This is a genomic window from Methylobacterium komagatae, from assembly GCF_042661665.1.
In the GTDB taxonomy this organism is placed as follows: Bacteria; Pseudomonadota; Alphaproteobacteria; order Rhizobiales; family Beijerinckiaceae; genus Methylobacterium; species Methylobacterium komagatae.
This window is the reverse complement of record NZ_JBHSWN010000001.1, coordinates 4,327,616-4,341,066: the sequence shown is the minus strand read 5'-3', so window position 1 is coordinate 4,341,066 and position 13,451 is coordinate 4,327,616. Positions and strand designations below refer to the sequence as shown.

The following is a 13,451-nucleotide window of genomic DNA, read 5'->3' as shown; positions in this document are numbered from 1 at the left end:
GCGGCTCGCTTGGCGGCCTCGGTCAGCCCGCGGGGCACGCTCACAGCCAGCCGCTCGGGGTAGAGTCCGCGTCCGTCCGTAAAATTTGGCGCCGGTAGTTCGACAGGTTTCATGCGGCTTAACCTGCCGCACAATCCGCATATGTCCTAGGTCGGGTTTGCCATATCCGCCGCTATTGCCGATTTCGCCGAAATCACCGCAGAAAAATCGACACCGAGTCGGGAAAAATAGCTGGCCACATCTTGGGATTGCCTATCACCGGCCAGATAGCGAGCCAGCGCGGTCGCATTGCCTTCCAACAGCATCAGCAGGGCGACGTGCGAGATCATCCAATCACCGCCGACGATGCGGCGGCCAATGTCGTGTCGGGCGGCCCATTCCCGAACCGTGCGCGGCGCCTTGCGAGCGATCACGGCGGCCTGCGCCACGCTGATCGCCTCCTCCGGGATCCAGGGGATGAGAACCTGAGGGACGGGGCGCATCAGAACGGGAAGAAGCCGTAGTTGCGCCGGAAGTCAGCCGCTCGGTTGAAGGCGGTGGTTTCAGTCTCGTCGCCCAGCAGATCCATCGTCGTCAGCTTTCGCTGCGAGGCCATCACCAGCGCGCCGCAGACCGCGTTCGCCAAGTCGTCGTGCGCGCCCTTCTTCTGCGGGTGATCGATGACATCGCGGCCTGTGCCGCGGGTGGTGCGGCGTTCGAGGGAGATCAACTGCGTCTCAAGCTTCGGCAAGGACAGCAGCCGGCAGCGTCCTGAGTTGAGGATGGGAAGCCACGCGCCGTAGATCTCGGACTTACTCTGCTCGGACTCGACGTAGCCGATCTGCTCGTCGCGGAAGCGCTCCTGCACCCACGCCTTGCCGTAGCGGTCGCCGCGCACCTCGCGGATGCCGTAGGATCGCAGAAGCTCGGCGAAGGCTTCCACGACGGCGCTCGGCGAGGTCAGGGCAGGCATCTCCCGAACCGCGTCCAGAACGGCGGTCTTGTCCTCGCGGTGGGCAATTGCCAGTGCCATGGCATCGGCGCCGCCTCCCGACACATCCACGAAGGCGAAGTAGCGCGTGCCCGGCACAGCGGGGCGCTCGGTGATGTTGGTGTCTGTGCAGGCCCGTACCGCCTCGACAGTGACGAACGCTTCCACGTCCTTGCGGAATTCCGCGCCCCACTCCGCCCTCGCGGAGGCTGGGTCGTCCGAGTAAGCCGCGTCAACTTCCTCGGCCAGCGTTTCGCTCGGATGCATCGTCAGCGTCGGCGCCTGCACCACCAGGATGCGCGGGTCGCCACGCTCACCGTAATGCTTATCGTAGGTCTTCCAGAGTTCGCCCTTCCGCGCATACGGGCTCGACAGCACGAACAGTGGGCCGCCGAAGGTCGCGAGGCCGGGTCGCAGGGCTCGCAACACCTCCGTGTCAGGGTTCGCGGCCCCTTCCATCCACCAGAACGCAATCTCGTCTGCCACCGCGGCCACGGGCGTGAAGCCGCGCGCCGTGCGATAGCTCGCCGTCAGGACCTGAATATCGACGCGGTTCTTAAGCCGGATCGTCTCGGCGGTCGGCTCGCCGTCCAGCATCTCGGCGAAGGCGGGCACCTCTTGGAAGATGCCGACGAGGTAGTTGAACGCCTCGCGCGCCTGCTCCTTTGAAGCCGCCATCACCGGCACCCGTCCGCGCTGTCCGGGGGCAAAGGCACCCTCGTAGTCGATGAGGCGGGCGAAGTAGGCCGCCGCTACCGCGAAGGCGCGGGTCTTGCCGCCGCGCCGCCCGACCACGCCCCAGATCTCGCGGCAGGGTCGTGTCGGCTCGCGCTCGCGTCCGGTGAGAGCTTGGAAAACCTCTCGCTCCGCTTCCGTCAGTTCCTCACCCTGGCTGGCGATCAGGATGACCCGCCACGCCGCCCAGGTCTCGCCGGGCAGGATGCTGCCGAAGATGTCTGGGTCTTCCAGCGCGGCACGCATCGTCATGAGGCGCGGCAGGGCGATCTTCTTCATGCCCGTGCCTTCTCGGCCAGCCGCTGCTCAAGCGTCTTGTGTACGGGCCCGAGAGGGGGTCCCATACGGCGGGCCTGACGGTCCATCCGGTCGCCGATCTGGCCTAGCGCCTCGCCGTCCACCTTCTCGCCGCGGGCGAGCGCCGCGTGCATTAGGTCGCGCTGGATCGCGAGCCCGGCATAGGTGCGGATCGCCTCGATCTGGTGAAGGTCCATCACGGCTTGCCCGCCGCGCTCGGCCGTCAGGTCGGCGATCAGATCACCGTAGCGGCGGCCGACCTCCGTGCGGCCGTCCACCTCGCCGAGGAACAGCGTCGTGCCGTTGGTGAGACGGGTGCGGGCGCGGGGGTTTCGCCGGGGGAGGCGTCCTGTCATGGCCCGGCCTCAGTAGAGGATCTGAACCGTACCCCCGGTGGGCACGGTCGCATCCACCACGGCGACGTTGCTGATGATGGACCCGCTCCCGCCAGTCGGGTCGTCCGCTGACAAGGTTCCGCCCGCAGCCATTTTCAAGACGAAACCGCTGCCGCCCTTCACTCGAACGCCACGGCCGGGCGGGAGCGGCGTGCCGGGGGTCAGAGTGACGGCGCGCGTGTAAGGACCGGTCGCATTCGGTGATGCCGTGACAGGGGCTCCCGGATCGCCCAACACAACCTGCGCGCCGATGGCTGCGAAGGCGTTCAGAACGGCGTTGGCCTGCAAGGTAAGCGCGTACACCTCACCGACACGGGTTGCGTCTTCAACCAACGCCGCCGCGAAGTCGGTCGAGATCGTGCCGTTGGATAGGTTCAAGACCGCGACAAGGCGCGGGGCCGAGTTGCCGGAATTGATGCCCGCGGACAGCGGGAACTTCAGATAGTCACCGTCCACAATCGGGCGGGACTGCTGCGTCAGCGCAAAGCCGCCGATGGTGCCATAGGTCTTGATCGTTGCCATCTCGGTCCCCTCAGTGAGGATGTCTCAAGAGCAGGCGCCAAGTTGGCATCTGCATTATGTGCGACCGTCTTCGGCTTGTCCGTTTCGATGCTTGCGGAGCCACGGAGCCGAAGTTCCCGTTGTCGGACGGGTCGCGGCGCCCTCAGGAAACGGGCTCCGAAGTGCTGGGGGCCGGGAAGCGGCCCGATGGGTGATAGGACTGGTGCAGCGTCACTGCGGGAGCGCTCCGGTGGCGCAGACAGCTTCGTAGTGCGACCGGATCTCGGCGAGTTGCTGGATCGCGTTCTCGCTGATCTCGCAGCCGCCGCTGGTGAGGAACCCGGAGACCGCGAACAGCGCGAGGACGAACGCAAATTCGCGCTCGTGTCCGCTGCCGGTCAGCAGGTTCATGGCGTGCTCGATCCCGTAGACCGCAGCCGCGAAGGCTTCGCTGTCAGCAAGTACCGGATCGGGCAAATCATCTGCCGCGACAAGAGGATTTCGCGAAGCAATCATGCTGAGATTATAGCGCAAATGTCGATATAATCTAGTGCACCATGAAGTATTACGCAGCAGTCCGCACCTTTCCGTAATTGTCTTCGTGGCACTTAAATTCAAATATCTGCCTGCGCCTTGATCGGCACTTAAGAGGCGTTCGTAGCCGAACCGGAACGGTGCTCATGGGGCTGACGTTCGTCAGGCACGACACAAACAACCCGGAGGAAGCCATGAACGCCGTGAAGCCCCTCGCCCTCATCGCCCTGCTGGCAGTCGGCATGGCCGGTTGCAGCGATAAGAAGGCCGAGAACAACACCCCGACCAAGCCCGACACGACCAAGATGGAGCCGCAGACCGATCAGTCGGCGCCGCCGAGCCAGAAACCGAAGCAATAAATTATGCCTCTATGAATTCTGCAGCGCCTTATAGGACATTTCAAAAGGTCCCATTGGTGCTATCGTTGGTCTCAGCCCCGCAGCTTTTGCCGAGCTGCCGGGGACTTTTCCGATGCGACTTGATCTTGGCGCAAAAGGCGATTGGATCGTTGACCCGAGTGAGTTGGCGACCCGCTTTCAGGTCAGCGCGGCTTTCCTTGACCGACTTAAACGGAAGGGGTTGGTCCAGGCGTTCATCAGACCGGGAGAAGCCACCGGGTCCGACGAGACGTGCGTCACGGTGAACGTGATGAACCAAGTGTGGCGCGGCTTCTTCGACAAGACCGGCAAACTCGTCCGCGAAGAGCTTTTCTGACCGACGCCGATCTGACGACGCTCATTGCGATAAAATTGCCCCCAATCGTGGGCGAGAACGTGGGTAGCGCGACAGCACCAATCTCAACGCATTGCCGTTGCGCTACTTTTCGGCCTCGATAGCGGAAGACCTATCCGCCTTTTCGGTTTTCGGGGGCCCAGCGGGACGCTGGCGGATTTAATTGCGCCGCCGGAGTAGGTAGCGTGCTACCTCTCACACCAATCCGAAAAGCCCTTTCCCTCTACAGCCAACGGCGGCTGTCGTTTCCCTTGCCTGCCAGCGCTCCCGTCACGAGCGTGCGCTGGATAAGCGTCGTTGGGGCGACGTTCTGCGCCGAACCGACCCCAGGCGCTATAACCGCACCATCTCAGAGCCGATGGGGGTTTCGTTGGGCAATGGTCTGATCAGCGAGCTTGTCGTGCTTGCCATTATCGTCGCCGCTCTCGTCGCGGGCGCCATCCACGTTCTGAGAAGCAAGGACCGCTGAGTAGCGTCTTCGTGCGCGCACAACCAACACCCCCATAAGAAGGGTAAGAAAATAAGAAGGAGTATCAGGATACGCCATCCGCTTCGCTTCTTATCTTCTTACCGGTCTTATGGGGGGTGCTGAGGTAGGCGGCGATAAGATCGGCGCGGTTGGGGTGGACATACAAGCCCCGCGAGATCTTGTGGACGTCACCAGCCTTCGCGAGCTTAAAGAGCAACTGGTCGATGCTGTTGCGGGTAGCGCCGGTCGCCAGGGCCAATTCTTTCGGGTCCATCGGCGCGTCGGCTTCCTCCAACGCATCAAGGATGGCGCCACGCTCGTCCGTCCGCCGGACTTCTGATGCAGCACCCTGGACATGCCACCGGCAACCGACCCTATCGAACACGATGGCGCTCTCGATCTCCTCGACATCGCGTCCGCGGCCGTAGAGGGTCGCACCGTTGCCGTCCCGGTCGAGGATCAGCGTCGTGTCGGCCGCGCCGGAAAGGCCAAGCGTCCCGGACACCTTCTCGAATGGGTCGCTCTCCGCGCCGGATTTCCGGGTGTGATGCACGACGACTATGGCGACGCCGAATTCGCCTGCGAGGCCCTGAAGCCCTTTGATGGCCGCGTAGTCGGCCTCGTACAAAGACTCACTCGAACCGCGCACCGGCTTGAACATCGCCAGCACGTCCACGATGACAAGACGGGGGTTGGCCTTCGAGATGATCCACTCGCGGATCTTGGCTAGGCCGCCCTCGTTCGCCCGAGGCCATTCGGTAGCGTACTCAAAAGCCTCCGGCCATTCCTGGGTGAAGGCGCCGAGAACCTTGTCGATCCGCCGCTGAAGGCGGCGGCGGTTGTCCTCAAGGGCGAGGTACAGCACGTCGCCCTGCTCGCAGACGATGCCGCCGAGGCAGTCCCCGCCGAGAGCGACGGCAAGGCCGCTCTCCAAGACCAGCCATGACTTGCCGAGCTTCGGCCGTCCCGCGAGGAGGGTGCAACCTTCTGCGATATAGCCCGGCACAACGTAGCCAATGGGCGGGAAGGTCATCCGCCTCAGGGCTGCGGCGGACTCGATCACGGGACCCTCAGGCCGCTTGGCGACGCGCCGCCGCGATGGCGCAAGGGTCTCCGGATCGGGACCGGGCCACCCATGGAAGGGGTCCGGGCCGTCCGACGCCTGTTGATTGTAGGCGCGCTCCGACATTACGCACCTCCCCGTCGCGCGGCGGGACGAGACAGCAACTCGGCTGCCTGCGTCGCGGTCAGGAGGGCGGCGGTAGCGGCCCGCAGCGTGTAATTGACCCCGCGGGCGTCGTTCACCGCTGCGAACCGGACGGCCATGTCAGCATAGGTTGCGGCCAGTTCGGCGGCCTCGCCGATGGCATCGAAGCTGAGCCCGTCCATCGCGATCCGGTCGGGGCTATGCGTGATCGTCTTCATGCAGCACCCCCTTTCGCGAAGGTGTCGGCGGCGAAGCGGGCGAGCAGGGCGGCATCGCTCCGACCGTGATCCTTCTTTCGACTGAAGCTCTCGGCCGAAGCCGGGAATAACCGGAGGGCGAGCGCCCGGCTGGCCTCCTTGGGATCGGCAGATGCGAGGATGCCATGATGCCGCTTCCAGACGGAGGGCGTCACGAGGTGGATCGGCAGATGGCAGAGCGCCGCGACGGTCTTCACGGTGGCGAAGGCCGAGCCGATACCGAACGCCTGTCGGCAACCGTCGCGGGGTTGGGGGCCCTGCCGCTCAATCGCCGCGAGCGTCGGCCCGAGTTGCTTGATCCGCCGCTCCAAGGCGTGCGGGTCCACCTCGCCGGCGCAAATCGGCATGTCCATGATGGACACACGCTCCGGGACGCTCGGAAAGTAGAAGCAGATCGCACCGGTCAGGCCGGGGTCGATTGCCATAATGCAGGTTTGGGGAAGCTTCTCTTCGGCTTCCGCAATGCAGAATTCGGGAGGCGTACTCATGCTCGACCTCCCTCGGTGATCCAGCGCGGAAGATCGAAGGTCGAAACAAGGCCCTGCGCAAAGTTGGCATAGCGCGGGCGGGCGGATCGCCAGTCGCGGAACCACGTCTCCCGGAACGGGTGAAGCCAAGCGATACCAGCCTGACGCCATTCGTAGTGTTCGGTCAGCGCGTACATCGCCGCCGCCTCGATGCAGTCGATCTCGGTCTCGCAGAGATGTTCGAGGGCGGCTGTCATCACGCCGGAGATGCCGAGCGCGGCGATCTCGGCGGTAAGGACATCGTTCTCCCAGGTCGCTGCCTGCTCCTGATTGTTGCCGATGATGTCGATCAGGTAGTCGGCCCGGTCGCACCACCGCGAGTAGTCGAGGACAGCCGTAGTCCAAGCCTCGACCGGCACGTCTGCTTCCATGCCTGCGACTCGCGGGTAGGCAGGCTGCCGCGGTATCGGCAGAGCGATCTTCGGAACCCGGTGGCCGCCGTAATCCTCAAACTTCGGGCAGCCACGCAGTCGATTGGCGTCAGCGACAAAGCGGCGGCGCTCGCTCTCATCGTAGATCCCGGCGAAGACCGCCGTACCATCAAGCCCGAAAAGGAGGTGATCAGGGTTGTCGGGGTTGGCCGCGTCCGGGAGGTAGACCGGCACCGTGACGCCGTAGGGCGTGGGGAAAGAGCCGTAGGGCTGCTTGGGGCTCATCGCTGCGCCCTCCATGTGTCGTGGGGGACGAAGCAAAGCTCGGCGATTACCGCGGCCGTCGCGGGCGCGACGCCGAAGCGGCTAGTAATTCTATGGACGGCGAGGGAGTGAGGCGCTATATCGGAAGGGTCGAAGCGATACGACAATTCCGAAGCCCGCTGGCGTGCCACCGCCGTGCGGGCTTCACCTTTTCTGGATGCCATTCTGCTACGCGGCCTCCTGCTCAAGAGAGGCCACGAAGGCGCGAAGGCTGTCATCGGGCACGTATGTAGCTGCACCGATCTTAACGGTGCGCAGTTTGCCCTTGGCTACAAGCTTATAAAATGTATCGTGCCCAATTGAGAGCGCGTACTGCACATCTCTTGCACGGTGCAAAAGCTTCCCCGTTGACGGCGACAGGTCTCCCTGCGCCGCCTGAACGCTGATGTTCATGGCTGCACCTGATGGTTGTTCCGCACCGGTCTGTGCGGATGCAAAACTATAAAAGCGCTGCGCGAACCAAAATCAAACTAGTCTTCGGAAGCCATTTGTATCGCTTCGGAAGCGTTTGAAGAGATTTCTGATTTTATGCCAAAAAATCCGGCGCGTGCCGCTTAATCCAGTCCTGAAGCGACCGACTGGTGATCGATTTGTCGTAAGCCTTCAGATCTCGATTGACTGCCACAAGAATGCTTTCGGCGGTCGTATGCGGATGCGCTCTTGCCGCGTGCCAGTCAGAAATGTTTTTGGCGAGAACCTCTTTCTGCATTCTGAGGTGCTTTTCGGCCGCCTTCACTTTTCCACCTCTCGCGACCGCTGCTTGCCTGTCCCCATTTAAAGCGCGGCTGCTATCTGAGATGCCACAACAGCCAAATATTAGCGCTGTTGCCATCGCCAGCTTTGCGGATTGCGCATAGATTGCATCGAGCGGGATGGTCCCATCTAAATCGAAAAGAGCTGAAAGGCCCTCCAAGTCTTTGCAGTGCTCTTCAAGCAGAGATATAGCATGCCGAATTACCGCTCTGTCTTCCTCGGTTGAATAAGCGCTGTCAGAGAACGTCTTAGCTAATTCTACAGTGCTGCTGATTTCATGCTGCCAGAGTTGCTTCGAAGGGCTCATGGTAGTCCTCAGCCTGTTTGCTGGATCCAGCTAGCCCAGCATGCCATCAATCCCCGCCGCTTCTCGAACAGGTCGCCCCGCCGGTAGGCCCGCTCGACCTTGGACTCGACGGTGTGAGCAAGCGCCATCTCGACCACCTCGGATGGGAAGTCCGTGGTCTCAGAAGCCCAGTCCCGGAACGAACTGCGGAACCCGTGGACGGTGATGTCCTCGCGCTCCATCCGTCGAAGCAGCACCAGCATGGCCATGTTGGAGAGCGGCTTGCTGCGTCGGCTGCCGGGGAAGACGTAGGTCGCGTCCAGGCCCTTCATCCCGGCGAGGAGAGCCAGCGCTGCCGACGACAGCGGTACGCGGTGTTCGGCCCCGGCCTTCATCCGCTCTGCCGGTACGGTCCAAATCCCAGCGTCTAAATCGATCTCGGACCACCGGGCCCCCAGCGCCTCGCCCGTGCGGGCCGCCGTCAAGATCGTGAAAGCTAAAAGCTTCGCTGCGACGCCTGTCTGCTCGGCGAGCACCTTCATGAAGGCTGGCACTTGAGCGAACGGCAGCGCGGCATGGTGCTCCACCTTCTGTACCCGCGACCGCTTCGGCAGCAGGTTGGCGAGGTGGCCTTTCCATCGCGCCGGATTTTCCCCGCGCCGGTAGCTGTGAGTCGTCGCCCAATCAAGGATCGCCTCGACCCGGCCGCGCACCCGCGTCGCCGTCTCGGCCTTCGTGGTCCAGAGCGGTTGCAGCGCCTGCATCACCAAGCCGGTATCGACCGCAGCGACGGGCAAGTCACCGAACACGGGAAAGGCGTAGGCTTCGAGCGTTGCAGTCCACTGCGCCGCATGCTTCGCGTTGCGCCAGCCAGCCTTATGCGCCTCGATGTAGCGTTCGGCGCAGGTGCGGAAGGTGATCGCCTTCGCGGCCTCAATGGCAGCGTCTTGGCGCTGGCCCCGCCGCATCTCGATGGGGTCGATCCCTTCGTAGAGCAGCTTCCGGTAGGTCAGCGCCTTGTCGCGCGCCTCGGCCAGCGAGAACGTGTTGGCCGACCCAAGCCCCATCTCCCGCGACTTTCCGCGCAGGGTGAAGCGGAAAATCCAGCTCTTGGCGCCGTTGCCCGTGACTTGAAGCCAGAGGTTGCCGCCATCCCCGTACATGCCGGGGGTCTTGAGCTTCGCGACTCCTAGGGCTGTGAGCTTGCCCACCATATCGGCCTCACCCGCGTGGCTACCCACATGATAAACGCGGATTTGTGCCGAAGCCAGCCGCTCGTCGCGGAAAGCCTGGGGCAATTTTCTGAGGTATTTTGGGAGCTTAGGTCTTCCGCAGCTATCGGTGCGGAAGGTTATCTGGCGGAGGGAGCGGGATTCGAACCCGCGATACGGTTTCCCGTATACACACTTTCCAGGCGTGCGCCTTCAACCACTCGGCCACCCCTCCGTCCGGGGCCCGGCGCACGGTGCAGGACCGTGCGCGGCAAGCCTCGCGGGCCGGTGCTGTATCCTGCGCAGGGGGCATTGCGCAAGGCACGCGCTTAGAGAAAAGGCCCGCACCCCGGAAAAAGCCGAGGCGCGTGGCCGGAGAGGGCGTCAGTTCTCCTCGTCCAGGTGGAAGCGGACGCGTTCGACATTGGCCCGCTCGAAGGCCTGCATGACATGCTGATACGACCGCTCCATGTCGGTCGCCGCATCGCCCGGCGTGTCCTCGGGCTTCAGCACGAACATCAGGAGCGACCGGCCGGTCACGTCGTAGGGCTGGCCGAAGCCGAAGCTCTCCGCGTCCTGGCTGTCGGGCAGGTTGGTGTCGAGGAGCCGGGTCCAGGCCTCGCCCCCCACCGTCTCCGGCAGGGTGAAGGTCACGAGGTCGTGGTAGGCGTTGAACAGCAGGAGCAGCGTCGCGTCGCCGCCCTTGCGGTGCAGGCCCGTCGGCTGGGCGCGGCCGTCGAGGCGCACGGCGAAGGACCGCGCCTCCCCGTCGCTCCAGTTCTCCGGGGCCATCTCGCCCCCGTCCGGGCGCAACCACGTCACGTCCTTGACGCCGAATTCCTCGTCGTACTGGCCGTTCAGGAACCGGCCCCGGTTGAGGATCGGCAGGGCGTTGCGCAGAATGATCAGGCGCTGTGTGAACTCCGCGAGGTCCCGCTCCTCGTCCTCGATCGCACCCCAATCGAGCCAGGAAATCCGGTTGTCCTGGCAATAGGCGTTGTTGTTGCCCTTCTGGGTGCGGGCGAACTCGTCGCCTGCCAGCAGCATCGGCGTGCCGCGTGAGAAGAACAGCGTCGCCAGCATGTTTCGCATCTGGCGCAGCCGCACCGCACGGATGTTCGGATCGTCAGTCGGGCCCTCGACCCCATAATTGTACGACAGGTTGTGCGAGTGCCCGTCGCGGTTGCCCTCGCCATTCGCCTCATTGTGCTTGTCGTTGTAGGCGACCGTGTCGTGCAGGGTGAAGCCGTCATGCGCGGTGAGGAAATTGACGCTCGCCCAGGGCTTGCGCCCGCGCTTGTCGAACTTGTCCGCAGAGCCTGTGATGCGCGCGGCCATGTCCGGCAGAAGGCCGCCATCGCCCTTCCAGTAGCCGCGCACGTCATCCCGGAACCGGTCGTTCCACTCGGCCCAGCCCGGCGGGAAGCCGCCGACCTGATAGCCGCCCGGCCCGCAATCCCACGGCTCGGCGATGAGCTTCACCGAGTTGAGCACCGGGTCCTGGCGACAGGTGTCGAGGAAGCCGCCGCCCTCATCGAAGCCGTAGGGCTCGCGTCCGAGGATCGTGGCGAGGTCGAAGCGGAAGCCGTCGACCCGCATCTCGGTCGCCCAGTAGCGGAGCGAATCGGTGACGAGTTGCAACACCCGCGGGTGGGACAGGTTGAACGTGTTCCCGGTGCCCGTATCGTTGATGTAATAGCGCTTCTCGTTCGGCAGGAGCCGGTAATACGAGGCGTTGTCGATGCCCTTGAACGAGAGGGTCGGGCCCTTCTCGTTGCCCTCAGCGGTGTGGTTGTAGACCACGTCGAGGATTACCTCGAGACCGGCCCCGTGCAGGCGGGAGACCATCTCCTTGAACTCGGAGAAGGCGAAATCCGGCACCGCCGCGTAGCGCCGCGCGGGCGTGAAGAACGAGATCGTGTTGTAGCCCCAGTAATTCACCAGATCCTTCTGTTGCAGGTAATCGTCCTGCACGAAGGAATGGACCGGCAGCAGTTCCACCGAAGTCACGCCGAGGCTCTTGATATAGTCGAGCACCTCCGGCGTCCCGAGGCCGGCATAGGTGCCGCGCAGCTTCTCCGGCACCTTCGGGTGGAGCTTGGTGAGGCCCTTCACGTGGGCCTCGTAGAAGATCGTCCGCTCCCACGGCACGTTCGGCTTCTGGTGGCGGCCCCAGGTGAAGGCGGGGTCGATCACCCGCGAGCGGCGGGTGTACGGGGCGGAATCGCGGTCATCGAAGCTCGTGTCGTCGCCGGATTCCATCTTGTAGCCGAACAGGGCCGGATTCCACGTGATGGAACCGACGAGCCCCTTGGCGTAGGGGTCGATCAGCAGCTTGTTCGGGTTGAAGCGGTGCCCGGCGGTGGGCTCGTAGGGGCCGTGGACGCGGTAGCCGTAGATCGTCCCAGGCCGGGCATCGGGCAGGTAACCGTGCCAGATCTCGTCCGTGTATTCGGGCAGCTCGATGCGCTCGATCTCGCGCTCGCCCTGGTCGTCGAACAGGCATAGCTCGACCTTGGTGGCGTGAGCCGAGAACAGGGCGAAGTTGACCCCCAAACCATCCCAGGTGGCCCCGAGCGGATAGGGCAGACCTTCCAGGATGCGCGAGCGCGACGCGCGGGCCTGAAGGTTCGAACGTGGGGAATCGGACATGGGGTCTCCGGTGCTCGACCCGCCATGTCACGGCAGGGGCCATCCGGGAACGTGCCGGACACGGCGAAGCTCCCCTTGGCTCCCCGAAAATTTGGTGCGCCGCCGCCGCCGGCCGCCGATCCCCGAAGGCCCGTGGCCCGGCCTCACTGCGAGCCCGGCTCCGTGAAGCTCTTGTCGACCGCGCGGGCGACCTCGAGCCGCCGCGCCAGGATGCCGTAGCGGGTCGCGCGATCCGACGCTTCCTGCACCTCCCGGACCACGCCGTCATCGATCACGATCGGCTTGTTCCGCTGGGCGCTGTAGGCCGCGAACAGCACATCCTCCGGCAGCTTGGTCTGCTCGGCGGTGGACTTGGCGTATTCGGCGAGGTGGTCGAGAGACCAGAGCCTCGCCTTGTTCAGGCGGTCGACGAAATCCCGCAAAGCCGCCCGCTTGGTGGCGATCGCACTGTCCGAGGCGGTGATGAAGGTGATGGTCGGCGTCAGGCCCTCGCCCGTGGCGACCACCCGCGCCCTATCCTTCAGCTGGGCGAAGGAGACGTAGGGCTCCCAGATGGCCCAGGCATCCACCGAGCCAGCGACCAGCGCCACCTTGGCGTCGACGGGGCCCAGGGGCGCGAAGGTGGCGGCCTCCGGTGCGATCCCGGCCTTTTCGAGGGTGGCGGCGATCAGGAACTGGCCCCAGCCGCCCCGCGTGCCGGCCAGGCGCTTGCCCTTGAGGTCGGCCGCCGAGCGGATCGGCGAGTCCTCGCGCACGAGGATCGCCTGAGTCGTCGCCTCGGCCCGGGCGCCGCCGACCGCCTTGATCGGCGCGCCCGCCGCGTAGGCCGTGAGGAACGAGAGGTCCCCGGTGTAGCCGACATCGAGGGCCCCGGCGTTGAGGGCCTCCAGGATCGGCGCGGCGGCGGGAAACTCCGACCACTCGATCCGGTAGGGCAGATCCTTCGCGTAGCCGGAGATGTCGAGCAGCGAGCGGTTGCCGCCCTTCTGATCGCCGACGCGCAGGACGACCGTCTCCGCCGCCGCTGGAAGCGCCGCCAGCATCAGGGCGGCGAGGAGGGAGGCCGCGAGGCGGCGGGACGGGAAACGATCGGCGCTCATGGGATCCGTCATGCTGGCCCGCCCTCGGAAGAGGGCGGAAGTGACGGCGAAGCTTACAAGGACGGATTAGACGATCAATGGAGTGATCGTTCGTATTTCCGGCGTTGCCGATAAAGGATTTTTGCATCTT

At 64.4% G+C, this 13,451-nt stretch carries 16 protein-coding genes and 1 tRNA gene; 2 read left to right on the top strand and 15 right to left on the bottom strand.

The window, feature by feature from the left end; genetic code table 11:
- Positions 1-146: 146 nt before the first annotated feature.
- From ACFQE0_RS21575 to ACFQE0_RS21555, 5 genes are all read right to left on the bottom strand, one after another.
- Positions 147-428: a hypothetical protein gene (locus ACFQE0_RS21575; RefSeq protein WP_378973283.1), complete on the bottom strand. Its 282-nt coding sequence runs from the start codon at positions 426-428 to the stop codon at positions 147-149.
- Positions 429-481: 53 nt separating this feature from the next.
- Positions 482-1,984, bottom strand: a complete 1,503-nt coding sequence (locus ACFQE0_RS21570; protein WP_378973281.1) for a hypothetical protein — start codon at positions 1,982-1,984, stop codon at positions 482-484.
- Positions 1,981-2,358, bottom strand: coding sequence for a hypothetical protein (locus ACFQE0_RS21565; RefSeq protein ID WP_378973279.1), 378 nt, complete (start codon positions 2,356-2,358; stop codon positions 1,981-1,983). The genes ACFQE0_RS21570 and ACFQE0_RS21565 overlap by 4 nt, the downstream gene beginning before the upstream one ends.
- Positions 2,359-2,367: 9 nt before the next feature.
- Entirely contained in the window at positions 2,368-2,919 is a 552-nt protein-coding gene (locus tag ACFQE0_RS21560; RefSeq protein ID WP_378973276.1) for a hypothetical protein, read from the bottom strand.
- 210 nt (positions 2,920-3,129) lie between these two features.
- Complete coding sequence (locus tag ACFQE0_RS21555) at positions 3,130-3,309, bottom strand: hypothetical protein (RefSeq protein ID WP_378973274.1); 180 nt, start codon at positions 3,307-3,309, stop codon at positions 3,130-3,132.
- A gap of 317 nt (positions 3,310-3,626) precedes the next feature.
- On the opposite strand from ACFQE0_RS21555, the gene ACFQE0_RS21550 reads away from it, so the two are divergent.
- Together ACFQE0_RS21550 and ACFQE0_RS21545 are read left to right on the top strand one after the other, a co-directional pair.
- A complete protein-coding gene (locus ACFQE0_RS21550) occupies positions 3,627-3,791 on the top strand; it encodes a hypothetical protein (protein WP_378973272.1) in 165 nt (54 codons plus the stop codon).
- A 112-nt stretch (positions 3,792-3,903) separates the two neighbouring features.
- Entirely contained in the window at positions 3,904-4,146 is a 243-nt protein-coding gene (locus tag ACFQE0_RS21545) for a hypothetical protein (protein WP_378973270.1), read from the top strand.
- Positions 4,147-4,697: 551 nt separating this feature from the next.
- Here the strand turns inward: ACFQE0_RS21545 and ACFQE0_RS21540 are convergent.
- From ACFQE0_RS21540 to ACFQE0_RS21495, 10 genes are all read right to left on the bottom strand, one after another.
- A complete protein-coding gene (locus ACFQE0_RS21540; RefSeq protein ID WP_378973268.1) occupies positions 4,698-5,822 on the bottom strand; it encodes an AAA family ATPase in 1,125 nt (374 codons plus the stop codon).
- Positions 5,822-6,058, bottom strand: a complete 237-nt coding sequence (locus ACFQE0_RS21535) for a hypothetical protein (RefSeq protein ID WP_378973266.1) — start codon at positions 6,056-6,058, stop codon at positions 5,822-5,824. The genes ACFQE0_RS21540 and ACFQE0_RS21535 overlap by 1 nt, the downstream gene beginning before the upstream one ends.
- Positions 6,055-6,585, bottom strand: a complete 531-nt coding sequence (locus ACFQE0_RS21530) for a RuvC family protein (RefSeq protein ID WP_378973264.1) — start codon at positions 6,583-6,585, stop codon at positions 6,055-6,057. The genes ACFQE0_RS21535 and ACFQE0_RS21530 overlap by 4 nt, the downstream gene beginning before the upstream one ends.
- On the bottom strand, positions 6,582-7,280 hold the full coding sequence (locus ACFQE0_RS21525) for a hypothetical protein (protein ID WP_378973262.1): 699 nt from the start codon (positions 7,278-7,280) through the stop codon (positions 6,582-6,584). Before ACFQE0_RS21525 ends, ACFQE0_RS21530 begins: the two co-directional genes overlap by 4 nt.
- A gap of 207 nt (positions 7,281-7,487) precedes the next feature.
- Positions 7,488-7,712, bottom strand: coding sequence for a DNA-binding protein (locus tag ACFQE0_RS21520; protein ID WP_378973260.1), 225 nt, complete (start codon positions 7,710-7,712; stop codon positions 7,488-7,490).
- 133 nt (positions 7,713-7,845) lie between these two features.
- Positions 7,846-8,379: a hypothetical protein gene (locus tag ACFQE0_RS21515; RefSeq protein ID WP_378973258.1), complete on the bottom strand. Its 534-nt coding sequence runs from the start codon at positions 8,377-8,379 to the stop codon at positions 7,846-7,848.
- A gap of 8 nt (positions 8,380-8,387) precedes the next feature.
- Complete coding sequence (locus tag ACFQE0_RS21510) at positions 8,388-9,572, bottom strand: tyrosine-type recombinase/integrase (protein ID WP_378973256.1); 1,185 nt, start codon at positions 9,570-9,572, stop codon at positions 8,388-8,390.
- Positions 9,573-9,714: 142 nt separating this feature from the next.
- Positions 9,715-9,804 (bottom strand) — tRNA-Ser (locus ACFQE0_RS21505).
- Between the two features lie 149 nt (positions 9,805-9,953).
- Positions 9,954-12,221 (bottom strand): glycogen debranching protein GlgX, encoded by a 2,268-nt coding sequence (gene glgX / locus ACFQE0_RS21500; RefSeq protein WP_378973253.1) that lies wholly within the window; start codon positions 12,219-12,221, stop codon positions 9,954-9,956.
- Positions 12,222-12,364: 143 nt separating this feature from the next.
- A complete protein-coding gene (locus tag ACFQE0_RS21495) occupies positions 12,365-13,321 on the bottom strand; it encodes an ABC transporter substrate-binding protein (RefSeq protein ID WP_378973251.1) in 957 nt (318 codons plus the stop codon).
- Positions 13,322-13,451 lie beyond the last annotated feature (130 nt).